The organism is Bradyrhizobium sp. 170 (assembly GCF_023101085.1).
Taxonomy (GTDB): Bacteria; Pseudomonadota; Alphaproteobacteria; order Rhizobiales; family Xanthobacteraceae; genus Bradyrhizobium.
Genome location: NZ_CP064703.1, coordinates 1,944,610 through 1,960,665, shown reverse-complemented (window position 1 = coordinate 1,960,665; position 16,056 = coordinate 1,944,610). Strand labels below are relative to the sequence as shown.

Sequence of the window (16,056 nt, the reverse complement as noted above, 5' to 3'; positions counted from 1 at the left end):
CACGAGCGGCCCGACTGTGATGAACGTATCGCCGTTGCGCACGGCATCCATCCAGTTGCGGTACGTAAAATCGCGCGCGCCCAGCACGGGGTCGTTGAACTTCGGATCGTTGGACGCGAGTTGCACTCGCATGTCCTTCCAGTTCGCGCCGAGTTCTTCGGCGACGATCTGCGCCATCGTGGATGTAATATGCTGGCCCATGTCGGCCTTGCCGCAGGTGACGGTGACGAGGCCGTCGGGCGCGATCGAGTACCAGACCGAAGGTTCGAAGTTGAATGGCGCCGCGAGCGCCTGATCAATGCCGGGGACCGCCGCATAGCCGAGCACGACACCGGTGGCTGCCGAGCCGACCAGGAACGAGCGGCGGCTGAGATCGGCCGGCGCGCTATCGGTGACTTTGATGTGCTTATTCATGTGGCCCTCCGCTCGGTGCCGGCGTTGGAGGCGGTACGCATTCGGACGCGGCGCGCATGATCGCCTTCTGAATGCGCGAATAGGTCATGCAGCGACACAGATTGCCGTCCATATGCGCGACTACTTCATCCTTGGTCGGATTCGAATTCTTGGAAAGCAGCGCGGCCGCCTGCATGATCTGGCCGGACTGGCAGTAGCCGCATTGCGGCACCTGCTCGGCGATCCAGGCCTTCTGCAAGGGATGATCGCCCTTGGCGGAAAGCCCCTCGATGGTGGTGATCTTTTTCCGGACGGCGTCGCTGACCATGGTCTGGCAGGAACGGACGGCTTCGCCATTGACGTGAACCGTGCAGGCGCCGCAGAGACCTGCGCCGCAGCCGAACTTCGTACCGGTCATCTGTAATTGCTCGCGGATGACCCAGAGCAGCGGCGTATCGTGTGCCGCATCCACGGAGAGATCTCTGCCGTTGATGTTTAACTTTGCCATTTGCCAAAAACCTCCTTACGGGGCGAATTCGAGGCGATTGAACTTGACTAGATTCCGGTGAAAACGAGTGGCAGCATCGCAAAGCTGCTCCAACTCGCAAAGTTACGGCAGCCGCCCGCAGCTGACCTGCACCGGGCCGATCAGGCAACAGGCGAAATACCTCAAACGAAGCCTACACTCCGGGATACCGACTGCGGCTGGCACAGGCGTACATGTTGATTTCCATGCCGACCGGCAGTTCTACGATCTTCGGCGCGTTCCACCTCATCTCTTTTTTCCTGGAGAGGCTGAGCTTGGCCTGCGCATCGAGCACACGCCCTCTTGCATCCTCGGCAACTCTCCAAGCCGATGACGCAAGTTGAAGAAGTGGAAACCACAATGTACCGGCTCGGCAGAGGAGCCCTATTGCATCTCCCGGGTAATCCGAACATACGTCCGATCAACGAAGTCCCTCACGTCTCGGCCGGCTCGCCTGAACAAGTTGCGCTCGACGGTGAGCAACCGGTCGGGCAGTGACTTTCTGCATGTCTCGCGGATGAAAACATTCACGTTATCGCGGTTGATCTCCTTTAGAGTAGAGAACCGGTGAGCCGAATAGTTCTGATGATGATGAAGCCAATTGCGCGGCTCCTTGTCGACATTGAGCAGCCGTTCCTGAGTGACCTCATCCGCGGCACAGACCTGCGCTGCAGCCATCATGCCTCCCGCGGCGATTGCAACCGCAAGCAGCCGCGCTCGCGTCGATATTCTTACGCGATCTGACAATCGCTCCATGAGTAGTGCCCTCCTTTGGTATGGTTATGGTTGATCGAATGTCCGGCAAGCGTCCGTGCGTTCGGCTGAGAAGCCTTATCCAGCGGGCTCACCGGTCCACTGTCTGAGATCAGGGCGTTCGTGAAACCTGCACCTCCGTTTCTTTTGTTCCGGCTTTCTGGAAAACGACGGCGCATGTGAACGTCTCGCCGTCGATAAGTTTCTGCCGCGTCTGGAGCAGCATAACATGGTATCCATCCCGCCTGAGCTCGAGCGTCTCGTTCTCCGGAATCGGAATGGACCTGATCGCACGCATGGCGGGAGCGCCCTCGCCGCGATCGACAGTGTGCTTTTCCGAAAAATTTGCGAATGGACAGCGGACGCGCAAAATGGCGTCAGCTTCGGCTGCGTCGTTTTTGATTGTCATCAAAAGCGGCAGATCGATACCGATCTGATCGGATGCGGAAACCCGAGCATTCGTCACCTTCAGCCCGTCGCCTGCCGCGGCGAACCCGGGCGTCAGCGTCAGCCCAAGTCCGAAAATCAGAAGTCGGATCGCAAAGAGCCGCAATCCGCCACCACCGCAGACAATCCGCTTGCCGCGAGCGATGTCGGTGCGGCCGCTAAGTTCGTAGCGATCGGCGTCCATGAAAAACGGAATCGTCAGCAGGCCGACATTATACAAGTTGGCAAAGAGCTGCTGTGGAATGACCAGCAGCGGTGCGCCGGTCGGCGCGACGGCACGCGCTCTCGCAATTCCAATGCAGATCGCAACCGGCGCACGGAGCCCAAGAAGGACGCAGCCAACACGAAGACCCCACACGATCGCGCCCCCCAACTGTTAGATGTGGTTCGATATCCCGACGCGCCGACGGGTGTCTCCACCGTACCAGGCGAGAGGCGCGACACGACCATCCGCACCAGCGCATGCAAAGTGCACCGCCGACCGGAACGGCAAGATTCGGGTAGACCATCGAGATCGGCAGTGACCACGCAGTCTCCGTCCCAATTAGCGAGAGCATTTCGCCGCCGTAGAGGACGAAGACGATGCCCAGTCCGATCATCGCGAGGTCGGTAATGTCCCGCACCGCGCCATGTGTGATCATGGGCAGACGGTCCGCCGGTGCCTTGACCTCAGGATGGACCCGAAGTTCACGCCAAATGTTTCATGCTGCCGCTCCCCCTCCGTGCTTTTTTGATACACGACGATAGACTTCGATTGAGCGAAAGTATTGGCGAACAGAGCGCAACGCGTTAGGACGCATTTCCGAATTTCTTGTACTTTCTTACGTGACATCGGCATCTGGATAGCTGCGCCGATCCATTCGCCGCCTTCGGCGGTGACAAGTGCGGTGCCCTTCTGCGAGCCCCCAGCGCGCGGTTGCCGAAAAGTCCAAGCATTCGCACAAAGTGTCCTAACCCCGGCACGGGGTCGCTTCTACCATTTGGACGAGTAAGCCCACACGTCCACGGCAGCCGAAGCTTACTTCCAGGTTCGCAGAGGTCGAGACGATCAGAAGCGGCAGCTCGAAAGATCAATCCCAACATCATGGCTAAGCGACCTAACATGAACTGTTATGCCATCGGCGATATCGCCGACGTCGCGAAGACCGTGACCGAATATGACGTATATGCATGCGCAGACATTGTCGGCGACTTCTGCGGCCTGCACCTCGATGAGGAGTACGTCAAGAATACGCGCTTCAAAAAACGGATCGCGCAGGGAGCGCTCTCGGTCGGCCTTCTCTCCACCGTGATGGGATATATGGTAGCAAAGGCTCCGGAAGCGCAGTGCCCTACCGATATGGCGTCACCTTCGATGCCACGGTCTATTTCGGGGACACCATCACCGCAAAGCTGGTGGTGCGTGAGAAGGACGAGGAGCGCAACACCTGCATCTTTACTCCGAGGTCACGAACCAGAGAGCGGCACTATCGTGGCCTCGGGCAATAACTACCTAAAGGTCCTTTGATGCAAACAGCTGACGATGACAGCCTAGTGCTGATGGAGCAGCTTGGCGCAGTGCGCGTGCTCACCATCAATCGCGCCGACAAGATGAACGCGTTCACGCCGGCGTTGATGCACGAGCTGGACCACATGCTTGACGATGCTGCGCGGGATAACGCGACCCGCGTCGTCATAATCACGGGGGCCGGACAAAAGGCCTTTGTGGCTGGCAACGACATCGACGGCCTTATCGAGATGAATGGCGTGGAGGCCTATCGCGACATGCAAAGGGGTCAGCGCGTCCTGTTCAGGCTATATGAATTCGCAAAGCCGACTATCGCCATGGTGAATGGCTATGCATTGGGCGGCGGCTTCGAGCTCGCGCTGGCGTGCGACTTCATCGTCGCGTCCGATACGGCGCGATTTGGCTTTCCGGAGATTACACTCAATACCATCCCGGGTTGGGGCGGAACGCAGCTCGCGGTCAGAAAGATGGGGTTGGCGCGCGCCAAGCAAATGGTGTTGACCGGGCGCCACTATACGACCGCGGAATGCCGGGAGTTTGGTTTCATTCATGTTTTCGCTTCCGCGCCAGAGCTGAAGTCGGCGGCGCTGGCCTTTGCCGAACAGCTCGCAACACACGATTCGTTCGCCATGGAAATGGCCAAGCGCACTGTCAACCGCGCCGCCGAAATCCCGCTGAATGCGGGACTGGATCTGGAGGCCGCGAACTACGCCGTCAACTTCGACACCACTGCCGCCCGCGAGGGTTTGCGCGCCTTTGCCGCGCGCCGCAAGCCCAAAAAAGCGCTCACCGACAGTTCGACTTCCGAGAAATCCAAGTGATCCCATGAGCATGCCCCATTTTCTGAACGATCAGCACATGATGATCCCCAATTCCGTTCGGCGTTTCGCGAAACGCCAGGTCGCATCCTACTCCCAGCAGTTGTGGGAAGAAGAAGCATTTTTGTACGAAATAAGGCTTGCAGGCTCGGCCTTGCCGGCCTGCCCTACTGTGCGGCGCGGGCCATCGTCCATGAACGATAGGGAATCCTGATTTTATCTCCGCAACGATACGATTGTTCGCTTTGTAAGTTGCGCGATTTTGGCAGCGGGCGTCTTCGCCTGCGAGTGCGCTCGCAGTTCCTTACGTCTGCCTGCGTGTATTCACGACGGATCACCGGCGGACGTACGCAACCGTGACCCGTCATTACCCTGCTTCGAATGGACTCCTTTTTAGCGTCCGACAATTTTGAGGCCTTCATCGTCTCCCGCTTCTCCCAGCCGAGGGGATTCGGCAGCGCAACACTCACCAAAAACGCTCCAGTTTGCCGACCTCATCTCACGGAGGTGATGGCCCTACCGTTTCTTGGAGGAGAATGCGGGGCTCAGGACAGTTAGAAGCTACTCGAGGCTGGTATCCATGGAACGGGCCTCCTCTATGAGGCTAGCAAGAAGGAGCCTATGCTAAGCGATAGCCACTTTGCCAACGTAAGGACATTGTCAGCCTTGCTGGATCGGACAAGAAGCGAGCTATCGCATGGGCGGCCGTGGCGCTTGCCCGGAAATGCCGATTAGATCGTCATGCACATAGCGGGCGAGGTCTTGCCCAAAGTAAGCACATACAGGTTCTACCAGACCCAACAACACGGGTCCGTTCGTCGTCATTTCAAGCATCTTAGGGGATAACTAAGGAAATAAGGAGATCGGTTTCTCTGGCGTGCAGAACTTACCGACCGGTCGTCTGATCGATGAACTTTTGCCCGCCAGAACCTCGACACGACCGAAATGAGCTATGCGCAGGGGAGCGATATGATCGTCGAGGCCACCGAGCTCGAAGCGTTGACTACCCTCTACGTCTTCAGTCCAGAAGAAGGCTGGGGCAGATATCCTCGTGTGTCATATGGCCTGACTACGGGGCGCTGCGATGTGGTGCTCGCTCGGCCAAGTCCCTGGATCACTGCGACGATCTTATCAACTGGTGTATCGAGGCGGCGGCGAGAGACTCGCGACGATATCATCATCCCTTATCAGGCTGGTCCAAATGCCAACCCGGAAGATGCTCGCTTCATTCTCGGTGCCAGCCCCGGCGGCCATGGAATCTACGGAACAAGCAGCTTGGATCGGGTGCCTACCGAGGAAGCAATTGAGTCCCAAGCGGTCGCCTTGAAGACGATCTGCTGCCAAACAGCCTGACTGCAGAATGGAGAGGAACACTATGTCGGTTTTCAGAAGCGGAGAACGGTCGTCGGATTGGTGCGAACTCACGGGTTTCGAGTTTGTCGAACTCACTGGGCAGCTTCGCCCGATAGGGGTCAATGCCAAAAAACAGCGTCTACTCGTCACACGCGGATCTTGCCGGTTGACGAGCCGAGAGGGCGCGCAAGTGCTCTGTGAAGGTCAGTTCTGTGACGTCGATGAGGCCAACGGTCCTTTTGCTGCGGATGCCGGCGATCTCACGGCGCAAGTCCTCATCTTTTCCGGTAGATGGGGCACTGAGTTGGGCGGATGCGGCATTTTCAAGTTTAGTCCGAGCACTCCAGCTTGGGCAAAGGGAGACCCAGTTAGCTATCCCAAGTCGACCAATTTCGACTCTCACTATCACGACTGTGACGAATACTGGGTCATCATGGAGGGGGCTGGCACCGTCCTGGTCGGATCGCGCAGCTTCGAAGTCGAGGCGGGTGATTGCGTCGCCATTGGCATGGGCCACCATCACGATCTCCCTCAGGTTCGGGCCGACATAACGGCCGCCTATTTCGAGACAACACTCGAAGGCAAGAAGCGATTTGGGCACCTCTGGGAGCACAAGCACGGTCCGGCTGACATTCGCGCGGAGCGGGTGTGACTCGGTTCAAGTCCCACCCCATTTGAAGGAAAGATTCATGACCTATAAGGTCCTGCATATTGGAGCCGGCGGCTTTGGAGAGCGCTGGTGCGATACGTTCCTGCCGCCATACGTGACAGACGGGACGATCGAGGTGGTCGGCCTGGTGGACATCGACACCGAAGCCATGGAAAAGGGCCGGAGGCACCTCAGTTTGAAGACGGAGCAGTGCTTCACCTCGGCACAAGAAGGCTTCCGGGCGGTAAAAGCCGATTTCTGTACTATCGTGATCCCGCCCGCTCTGCACGAGTCCATCGTCGATCTAGCCCTTGCTCGAGGAATGCATATTCTGTCAGAGAAACCGATTGCCGACACAATGGAAGCTTCTGTCCGGATCGCTGACAAAGTGAAAGCTGCTGGTCGCAAGATGGGAGTAACCATGAGCCACCGGTTCGATCAGGATAAATCGACACTGAGAGAACTCATCAGTGCGGACGCTCTCGGCCGGGTCAATACGGTATCGTGTCGGTTCGCTGGCGACTACCGCGTTCATGATTCGTGGAGACGTTTTCGCCACGAAATGGCTCATCCCATGCTAATCGAGGGCGCAGTGCATCACCTCGATATCATGGCCGATCTGGCGGGGGCACCCTGCACGTCAATTTTTGCCCGTTGTTGGAAGCCGGAATGGGCGGAATACAACGGCGACACAGACGTCATAGTGTTGATGGACTTCGCCAACGGCGCGCATGGAGTATACGAAGGGTCCTCAGCACAATCGACGGGACTCAACGACTGGACGTGCGAATATTTTCGAGTCGAAACGGCATCCGGGACGGCTATCCTCGATCATCGCGAGGTTGAGGTGTTCCATCGAGACCCGAAGCGGATGTATCAAAAGAGCCAGCAAGGGAAAGGGCAGCATGTGTCGCCGCTCGCTGGGAAGAAGTGGCACAATTCACTGTTGATTGAGCAATTCTGCCATTGGCTTGACGGCGGCCCGGCGATGGCTACCAACGTCGAGGACAACCTACAGTCTGTGGCGATGGTGTTCTCCGCCATTGAAAGTGCACAGCTCGGCCAGCCTGTCAAAGTACAGGAATTTCTGCAATCCTTTCGAGAGGGGCTCCAATCGCACCACAGTGAGGTGTTGGGCTTATCTCACAATGGCTGATTTTTCATTCAGGGCAACGAGCCCTCCTGCAATGTTCGCTCCCATGCAAGGTGTCGCAACCTTAGCTAGCCACCACTACTTTCGTGATCGCTGTTATTCGGCACGAGGTTGGCCGTCCAAGCTGCTTTGCAGGGCGTTGCCGCTCGGGAGTAGGAATGGCAACTCTCGCCTATGTTCGAACAGCGGGTGCCTTGAGTGCGATCAGCGTCATCTACCGAATTAGAAAAGCTGACGCCGTACTTATCGTCACCCCCCATACCGCGAGACCTGAGGGACCTTTGCCAATGTGATCCAATCCGTTCGCACCGAAAGCAGCTGTGAGTATCTCGGCCTTCCGTAAAAGAAACACGAGACACGAAAATATCTCACCTGAAACGCGAACTCCCCTCCACGAAGCATCTTACGACCACAGAATCACGCATCGAATTTGCAACGAATCCCTCTCGCAAACCCTCATTTTCCGGCAAAATCGTTCAGTCAATCGCCGTCGTTCTCGATTCCACATCAGTGCGTTGGACATTCTTCACGGACGACTTCCTCAGCAGTCCGCTCATGCACTTGTCGAGGCCGGAGCGAACGTCTCGTTCTTTTCATGAACGTTGCAGCACGAGCGGCTCAGGGCGATTCAGCTTTGAGGTTCGCGCTTAGTTTATTACTCCAGAAAACCCAGTTCCAAGCTATACGCAGACCCAGGTTACGAACTTGGTGTTGGAATATCCTATCCCTCGATCGCCTCCGGCCTCCGGCGCCATAGCCGGAATCCCTGATTTCGCCGAATGGCACCTCAGTAAGTGCAACGGGTGATCCATGCCCTTTCGATGTTCTCCCGTTCGCAGCCGCGTTGTCGATCGGGGTATAAGGCAGGTGAGTCCATTAGGAAGACGATTGGCCTCGGAGACAACCTCGTCACACCTTCTGAAGCGCGCAATCAGCGCCACAGAGCCACGTGGTAGGACGCTTTTCCGATTTCTTCTGCCTTCTCGCGGACAACAGCATCTCTGTATGCGCCGGCCTCGGTTCGCTGCAGCGCACAATTCATTCCGCAGTAAGCAGTGCTCTGTTGTGAACGCACAGCGGACGGTTGCCGAAAAGTACAAGCATTCGCACGAACTGTCCTAACGCGGGCACTGAACGGCTTCTACCATTTGGATTACCAGATATCTGACTATGCCGTCGCCGCAAAGCTGGTGTTGCTGAGAAGGACGAGGAGCGCAACGCCTGCATTTTATTACGAGGTCACGAACCAGAGAGCGGCACGATCGCGGCGTCGGGCAGCAACTACCTGAAGGTCCTTTGATGCAAACAGCTGACGGCGACAACCTGGTGGTGGCGGAGCAGCTTGGCGCCGTGCGCGTGCTCACCATCAATCGTTCCGACAAGATGAACGCGTTCACGCCGGCGTTGATGCACGAGCTGGACCACATGCCTGACGATGCTGCGTGGGATAGCGCGACCCGCGTCGTCATGATCACAGGAGCGGGTCAAAAGGCCTTTGTGGCTGGCAGCGACATCGACGGCCTTATCGAGATGAATAGCGTCGAAGCCTATCGCGACATGCAAAGCGGTCAGCGCGTCCTGTTCAGGCTCGATCAACGGAACTGCCAAGTGCCCGCCGACCATCTTCTGGAGCAAGCTTCGGCAGCCATCCATGACCAACCTGTTCTCGACGGAAGGAGCGATGGAGGCGGCGCATCAGGCGCTCCAGATCCATGGCATCTACGACATCAAGAGCGCGTTTGCGATCGTGCGTGGCTTTGGGGATGCCAAGGTGCTGAAAATCGTGGAAAGCGCATGCGAAATGGAGCGCACGATCATCTGGCGCGAACTACTCGCGCAATGAAAGCAAAGCGTGTGCGCTGACGTTTGAGAACAACTGCTGAGTCCAGCCTGAGGTTTCCATGCTCAAGGGCATTAAGGTTTTGAGTTTCACGCACTTTCTGCAGGGGCCTGCGGCCGTGCAGATGCTGGCTGACGCCGGGGCGGACGTAATCAAGATCGAGCCTCCTGGAGGCGCATTTGAGCGCGGCTGGTCCGGCTTCGATGCCTTCAAGGAAGGCGTGAGCATTTTCTTTCTGCTCGGCAATCGCAATCAGCGGAGCCTCTCGCTAGATCTTCGCAATGAAAAGGCGAAGGACATCGTGATGCACATGGTGCGCGAAGCCGACGTGCTGGTTGAAAACTACCGCCCGGGTGTCCTGGAGCGGCTTGGCTTCGGCTATGAAGACATGAAGGCCGTCAACCCCCGCCTCGTATATTGCTCCTGCTCGGGCTATGGATCGTCCGGCCCCTACTTGAAACGGCCGGGCCAAGACATGTTGCTGCAGGCGATGAGCGGCATGACCATGCTCTCGGGCGGGGCCGACGCGCCGCCTACCCCGGTTGGCTCCGCAATTGTCGATCAGCACGCCGCCGTGCTTGCAGCGTTCGGCGTCGTTTCGGCGCTGCTTTCGCGTCAGCGCACCGGACGCGGTGCCCTGGTGGAGAGCAACCTTCTCAATGCAGCCCTCGATATGCAGATTGAGCCGTTTACCTATTACCTCAACAAGGGCCGGCTCTGGGCGCGCACGGACCCGCCACTGGGCAGCCGCTTCCACCCCGCTCCGTACGGGATCTATCGCACGGCGGACGGCTGGATCGCGATTTCGCTAACGCCTATATCGCAGATGGCCGCGGCGCTCGACTATCCGAAGCTGGCAGCTTTCAACGACCCTAAGGATCCGATGCGTCGGCGCGACGAGATCCATCACATCGTCTATGAGCGCGTGCAGACCCGCAAGACGGCGGAGTGGATGGAGATCTTCGATGCCCACAACATCTGGTACGCGCCGGTGAATGACTATGAAGAGGTCGAAAGCGATCCGCAGGTCGCACATAACAAGATGATCATGACGATCGAGCACCCTCAAGCCGGCGAGGTGCGGCTCTTGGCGCATCCGGTCCGCTACGATGGCGAGGCGCCACCGCTACGGCGATTGCCGCCGCGGCAAGGCGAACATACCAGGGAAATCTTGGCCGAGCTTGGCTATGCAGCGGACGAAATCGACGCATTGTCTGACGGCGGAATAGCCATCACCAATAAGGCCGCCTCGTGATCATCGCAACCAAGCCGGAATCCTGGCGACTACCAAGCTTCAGCAAGTTCGAGATTGGCCGAACGCATGCGGTGACCCGCACGTTCACCGAAACGGAAGTGGACACATTCGGCTATCTCTCCGGAGATCTCAACCCACTGCACATGGATGACGAGTTCGCCTCGCGTTCCCCGTTCGGCAGGCGGGTTGTGCACGGCCTGCTCACCGCCGCCGTGGTGTCGCGGACGTATACCCAACTGACGGGACCCGGGTTCGCCTATGTCGGACAAGAACTGCGGTTCCTGAAGCCGGTTTTCATCGGCGACAAGATCACGGCCAAGGTCACTATCGTCGGCAAGAAGGAAACCAAGCGGATTCTGATCCTGGATACGATGGTCCGCAAACAGACGGGCGAGGCAGTCCTCAGCGGACTTTCGGCTTACAAGTATCTGCGTTTCCGATAGGGCCTTCGTTCCTGCAGCAGAAATTCGCCAGACGGCGGATCCTTAAAGAAGACGGGGCTGGCATATTACCGCGACCGATGCTATAAAATGACTGAAATCGTTTTCAGAATTCAACGATCACCGACCATGGCGTCCTCAGAGCCGATGGATGACGTAGAAGGATCAGTTCCGGCGAGACTGGGCCAACGACCGGCGGCAGTCCGCTCCTTCTTTTCACGAGGCCAGCCAGCGCACCGGCAACCGTGTTGTTCACTGCCGGTCGTGAAGATTGAGCACTACGATTACGGCTCCGAGATCAAGTCGCTCAACATCCATTTTGCACCGCTGGAGAAGATGAAATCGACGCTGCCCTACCCGCATCGGCACGACTTCTATCATATCGTCTGGGTGACCCGCGGCACCGGCTGCCACATCATCGACTCCGTCAAATATGAAGTGCGGCCGAACAGCCTGTTCTTCATGGCCCCAGGGCAGATCCACGATTTCACGCTCTCGGAAGACGCGATCGGGCACACCATCAGCTTCAGCCCGGAATTCTTCGCTTTCAGAGTCCACAACCGGCATTCGCTCACCGAAATTCCGATCTACAGTTTCGAAAATCTCAACAATGCGCTTTATCTGGACGAGATGCAGGCCGAGAGCCTCCGCCAGATCACGGACGCCATGATCGAAGAATACACGGCGGAGAAGACCGGACATGAGGATGTGATCTGGTCCTATTTGCGGATCTTCCTTATGAAGACGTCGCGTATAGCCGTACCTTCCGCCATCGTCGACTTGTCGTCCCGAAGTCTGCTCCTGTCACGCCGCTTCAAGAGCGCGCTGGAGAAGAATTTCGGCACCATCAACGAGACGGCGGAATATGCCAGGCTTTTGAAGGTAACCGAGCGCGCGCTCAACGAAGCCACTCGCCAAGCCCTTGGCTCAACTGCGGCCCAGCTCATTCGCGAGCGGATCATGTTAGAGGCCAAGCGGCTGCTGCTGCACTCCGATATCAGCGTGGCCGAGATCGCCGATCGTCTCGGCTTTGAGGACCCCGCCTATTTCAGCCGCTGTTTCAAGAAGCACACCAGCCGATCGCCGATCGAATTCCGCCAAAGCCTCGCCACGCTAAATCTCTGATCCGATCGCCGAAACCAAAATGGCTGCCCTCCAACCCGTCGGGCGGTCGCCACGAAGATCTCACCTAACCTATGTTTTCTCGGAAAGAAGCATGCCGGACACCGCCAACAATTCGATCGAGCTCACTGCCGCGCAGCGGCGACTGTTCACCGAGGTCCTGGACGTCATGGCCCGCAAAGTGGCCGAAGACGAGCCGACATTGGGCGTCGAATTTCCGCATGTCACGGCACCGGACGGCTCCTGGATCAAGCTGCCGGCTTCGCTGTCTGCTGGCTATAACGGCGAAGCTTGGAGCCACGGCAATTGGCTGTGCGGCTTCTGGGTGGGCCTGTTGTTGACCTGTTATCTGCATACCAATGAGACGAAATACCTGATCTGGGCGCGCGAACGCATGCGGCTAGTGGCACAGCGCGCGGACGACCCCAACACCCATGATATCGGCTTCATATTTGACAGCAGCGCTATTCCCGCGCACGTGATCACTGGCGATCGCTGGTATGCGGAAATCGCTATGAGGGCGGCCGACAAGCTGCGGGCACGGATTATCACCACGCGAAGCGGCGCGTATCTCGCCTCCTGGGGTCCGCTGGACGACCCCCGCGGGCAATGCAGTTCAGCGATCGACACCATGGCTAATCTCTCGCTGCTGTATTGGGCAACCAATTATAGCGGCGATCGCAGCTATCGTCTGGCCGCCGAAGCGCATGCCGACATGACGGCAAAGGCTTTCATTCGCCCCGATCACTCCACCTATCATGCGGTGGAGTACGACGTGGTGAGCGGCGCGCGGAAGCGCGGCTATACGTTCCAGGGAGCAGGCAGTGAATCCGCCTGGACCCGCGGTCAGAGCTGGGCCATCTACGGCTATGTCAACTCCGCGCGAGAGACCGGGCAGCGCCGATATCTGGACCTCGCAGAACAGCTTGCAAATTACCATATGAAGCGGCTCGCTGGACGTCAGGTCCCGCCGTGGGACTTCGATGCGGCGGAGGCCGACGCCGACATTAAGGACACGGCAGCAGCGGCCGTGATTTCATCCGCGTTGCTCGAACTGGGGCGGCTGCATCCCGATGACACCGCAGCTTCAGCGTGGACCGACCAGGGATTGGCGATGCTGGAAGCGCTGTGCCGGAATGAGTTCGCGCGAGAGGGGTCGCATCGCGGCTTGTTGAAGAATTCCTGCTACTCGAAGCCGCACAATGAGGGTGTGCGCAGCGCGACCATGTTCGGCGACTTCTTCTTCACCGAGGCGCTGTGCCGCGTCATGCTGCCCGGTCAATTCCGACCTCTGATGGCGGTGCCGACACTCGCGTGAGGTGAACTGGCGTTGCCGACCTGATCTGCCCGGCACGCGCGACTTCCGGGAATCTCGGTCGATGTCGCCTGAACGTCGGGCTTTCGCCACGTCAGGGGATCGTGTGCCGCATTCCAACGTTTCTCGTGAATGATTGTCTCTGTCGAATGCCGGGTCCGCTCGTAAGCTGCGTTCAATAAGCTGCTTGATCCGCTTTCGCGCAGAGCGTGATATTTTCGTGTGCGAATTCTTCTTCGCTCAACGAATTCCGCGGCACCGCCGGACATGAGCCATCTTCCGTCTAATGGCGAAAGAAGAAGCGTTTACACATGTTAGCGACCAGGTGCACCGGCGTGCCGCAAATCGCGCATATATGCCGTGGCTGCCCCTTCTTCATTGCCTCCCGCATGGCGACGCGCGCTTGAACCAATTCGCTGTAGCTGTGTACCGCGCGTCGGGAAGTTGTCGATGCGCGCCTGGCCCGGTCGGCCGATGCGGCCCCACTCCCCGAATGAGTGACCAGCAGCCGAACAGGTCCGGCTGTACGTCGAGCTTATAATAGCGACGCATCTTCTTGCCGGCGTCGATGCGGACCAGAATGATTGCGGCATGGTCTCAGGCTTTCTTTCGTCGCTATAGCGAAACCGCGCCTGTCCGGGCTAGGAGCATCGGTCCGCCGAGGCGCCACGCCCTTGATGCAGCCCCTTTGGCCGACAGGACCTCTCACCGGTTGTGTGAGCAATGCGCTTCGCCCCGATTCCCCTCGCCTTCACTTAACTTATTGATTTAACTAACGAAAAATGACATTGACACGCTTCTACCACTTCCATACATTTTGGGAGCGAATAGCTTGCGGGCGTTTTGGGAACGGCTTATATTGTCATGCGTGTCATTGCGAAAGGAACGCTGCGCGACTTCTGGTGCCGATACCCCGAGGCGGAGGAGCCGCTGCTTGCTTGGTATCGCGAAGCCGAAGCAGCCGATTGGGATCAACCGTCGGCCGTTAAAACTCAGTACCGGAATAGCAGCATTCTGAAGAACAGCAGAGTCGTCTTCAACATCAAAGGGAACGAATTCCGGTTAGTCGTTAGCATCAATTATCCCTATCGGGTCATCTATATCCGCTTTGTGGGGACACATGCGGAGTACGACGGGATTGATGCGGAGGAGGTGTGAGATGAATGTGAAGCCGATTAGAACCAAGGCTGACTATGAAGCGGCTTTAGATCGCATTTCCGAGCTGATGGAAGCGCGCGCCGGTACGCCCGAAGGCACCGAATTGGATGTGCTCGCTGATCTTGTTGAGCTGTACGAATCCAAGAATATTCCTATGGGCTTTCCGAGCCCCGTCGCTGCTATTGAATTTCGTATGGAGCAGTCGGGACTTTCGGCGCGGGACTTAGTGCCGTTTATCGGCAGTCGCGCGAAAGTCTCTGAAGTGCTTTCCGGGAAGCGCCAAATTACTATGACGATGGCGCGCGCTCTTCACGAGCATCTAGGTATTCCGAGCGATGTCCTGCTCAAGGGAAGATCTGTTGGAAACATTGAAGATTCTGAGATCGATTGGGCCAAATTTCCCGTCGCCGAAATGATGAAGCTCAAATGGCTCCCGAAGCGCCCGAAGGTAACTCATTATGCTGAGGAAATAATGCGCGACCTCATGCATCGAGCCGGGCGAACAAGTCTAGTTGTCGAAGCCATGTACAGAAAGAATGATCATGCACGCGCAAATGCAAAGTCCGATCCGTTTGCTCTGAATGCATGGTGCTTGCAGCTACTAGCGTTAGCCTCAGAGAAAAAGCTACCCAAGGAATATAGGCCGGGAACAGTTACTCCGGATTTCCTTAGGATGGTTGCGAAATTGAGCTGGTCTGAGAATGGGCCACTTTTGGCAAAGGAGTTTCTTGAAAAGAACGGCATTCATCTGATCATCTTAGAGCATCTTTCCAAGACGCACCTGGATGGAGCCGCTCTAAAGTTGGCGGATGGCACGCCCGTTGTTGGACTAACGCTGCGTTATGATCGGATTGATAATTTCTGGTTCTGCTTACTTCATGAGCTGGCCCACGTCGGTAGACACCTTGAGAATGCAGCAGACGTTGGCTTTGTTGATGATCTCACTTTGCGTGATAGTGCTGGAGCGAATCGCGATTCTAGAGAAGATGAAGCAGACCAATGGGCCGAAGAAGCATGCATCCCCAGATCCATTTGGGAGAATACTGATGTGCGGTTTCACCCCACTCCAACCGGCGTGATCAATCTCGCTAACGCACTTCAGATTCATCCGGCTATTGTCGCTGGGAAAGTTAGACATCAGTTTCGGAATTATCGGTTGCTATCTCATTTTGTGGGTACAGGGGAGGTGCGAAAGCACTTCAAGAGTTACGAAATGTCTCACTAGAACACGAAAGCGAGAATGAGCATCGTACGTACTACCCCAGAACCCCGTTACCAAACTGCTAACCAAGGGCGCTCCATGCCCGACGGACCATAAAGGCTGTCA

At 57.4% G+C, this 16,056-nt stretch carries 14 protein-coding genes and 3 pseudogenes; 12 read left to right on the top strand and 5 right to left on the bottom strand.

Annotation, left to right across the window (positions count from 1 at the left end):
• Window positions 1–72: 72 nt before the first annotated feature.
• From IVB05_RS09380 to IVB05_RS09360, 5 genes and pseudogenes are all read right to left on the bottom strand, one after another.
• Window positions 73–414: pseudogene (locus tag IVB05_RS09380) on the bottom strand (molybdopterin cofactor-binding domain-containing protein); the annotation flags it as partial.
• Window positions 411–901: pseudogene (locus IVB05_RS09375) on the bottom strand ((2Fe-2S)-binding protein). The pseudogenes IVB05_RS09380 and IVB05_RS09375, both read right to left, overlap by 4 nt.
• Before the next feature lie 172 nt (window positions 902–1,073).
• A complete protein-coding gene (gene pqqA / locus IVB05_RS09370) occupies window positions 1,074–1,169 on the bottom strand; it encodes a pyrroloquinoline quinone precursor peptide PqqA (protein ID WP_276578773.1) in 96 nt (31 codons plus the stop codon).
• A gap of 134 nt (window positions 1,170–1,303) precedes the next feature.
• The gene (locus tag IVB05_RS09365) at window positions 1,304–1,675 is read right to left on the bottom strand and encodes a hypothetical protein (RefSeq protein WP_247783940.1); all 372 of its coding nucleotides are present in this window, start codon (window positions 1,673–1,675) and stop codon (window positions 1,304–1,306) included.
• A 109-nt stretch (window positions 1,676–1,784) separates the two neighbouring features.
• The gene (locus IVB05_RS09360; RefSeq protein WP_247783939.1) at window positions 1,785–2,303 is read right to left on the bottom strand and encodes a copper chaperone PCu(A)C; all 519 of its coding nucleotides are present in this window, start codon (window positions 2,301–2,303) and stop codon (window positions 1,785–1,787) included.
• A 1,142-nt stretch (window positions 2,304–3,445) separates the two neighbouring features.
• Between IVB05_RS09360 and IVB05_RS09355 the strand changes: the two genes are divergently transcribed.
• From IVB05_RS09355 to IVB05_RS43710, 12 genes and pseudogenes are all read left to right on the top strand, one after another.
• On the top strand, window positions 3,446–3,607 hold the full coding sequence (locus IVB05_RS09355; protein WP_247783938.1) for a hypothetical protein: 162 nt from the start codon (window positions 3,446–3,448) through the stop codon (window positions 3,605–3,607).
• Window positions 3,608–3,625: 18 nt separating this feature from the next.
• Window positions 3,626–4,447 (top strand): enoyl-CoA hydratase/isomerase family protein, encoded by an 822-nt coding sequence (locus IVB05_RS09350; RefSeq protein WP_247783937.1) that lies wholly within the window; start codon window positions 3,626–3,628, stop codon window positions 4,445–4,447.
• Between the two features lie 930 nt (window positions 4,448–5,377).
• Window positions 5,378–5,797 (top strand): annotated as a pseudogene (locus IVB05_RS09345) (phosphoenolpyruvate hydrolase family protein); the annotation flags it as partial.
• Between the two features lie 22 nt (window positions 5,798–5,819).
• Window positions 5,820–6,449, top strand: coding sequence for a cupin domain-containing protein (locus IVB05_RS09340; protein WP_247783935.1), 630 nt, complete (start codon window positions 5,820–5,822; stop codon window positions 6,447–6,449).
• Window positions 6,450–6,486: 37 nt separating this feature from the next.
• Window positions 6,487–7,602: a Gfo/Idh/MocA family oxidoreductase gene (locus tag IVB05_RS09335; protein WP_247783934.1), complete on the top strand. Its 1,116-nt coding sequence runs from the start codon at window positions 6,487–6,489 to the stop codon at window positions 7,600–7,602.
• Window positions 7,603–8,898: 1,296 nt separating this feature from the next.
• Window positions 8,899–9,462: an enoyl-CoA hydratase/isomerase family protein gene (locus tag IVB05_RS09330; RefSeq protein WP_247783933.1), complete on the top strand. Its 564-nt coding sequence runs from the start codon at window positions 8,899–8,901 to the stop codon at window positions 9,460–9,462.
• A gap of 38 nt (window positions 9,463–9,500) precedes the next feature.
• Window positions 9,501–10,694 carry a CaiB/BaiF CoA-transferase family protein gene (locus IVB05_RS09325; protein ID WP_247783932.1) on the top strand — a complete coding sequence of 398 codons (1,194 nt, stop codon included), beginning with the start codon at window positions 9,501–9,503 and terminating at the stop codon, window positions 10,692–10,694.
• Window positions 10,691–11,137, top strand: a complete 447-nt coding sequence (locus tag IVB05_RS09320; protein ID WP_247783930.1) for a MaoC family dehydratase — start codon at window positions 10,691–10,693, stop codon at window positions 11,135–11,137. The genes IVB05_RS09325 and IVB05_RS09320 overlap by 4 nt, the downstream gene beginning before the upstream one ends.
• Before the next feature lie 261 nt (window positions 11,138–11,398).
• Entirely contained in the window at window positions 11,399–12,259 is an 861-nt protein-coding gene (locus IVB05_RS09315; RefSeq protein ID WP_247518036.1) for a helix-turn-helix domain-containing protein, read from the top strand.
• A gap of 91 nt (window positions 12,260–12,350) precedes the next feature.
• On the top strand, window positions 12,351–13,574 hold the full coding sequence (locus tag IVB05_RS09310; RefSeq protein WP_247518035.1) for a glycoside hydrolase family 88 protein: 1,224 nt from the start codon (window positions 12,351–12,353) through the stop codon (window positions 13,572–13,574).
• A gap of 861 nt (window positions 13,575–14,435) precedes the next feature.
• Window positions 14,436–14,729: a type II toxin-antitoxin system HigB family toxin gene (locus IVB05_RS09305; protein ID WP_247783928.1), complete on the top strand. Its 294-nt coding sequence runs from the start codon at window positions 14,436–14,438 to the stop codon at window positions 14,727–14,729.
• Between the two features lies 1 nt (window position 14,730).
• Window positions 14,731–15,954: a plasmid stabilization protein gene (locus IVB05_RS43710; protein WP_346771838.1), complete on the top strand. Its 1,224-nt coding sequence runs from the start codon at window positions 14,731–14,733 to the stop codon at window positions 15,952–15,954.
• The last annotated feature ends 102 nt before the right edge of the window (window positions 15,955–16,056 follow it).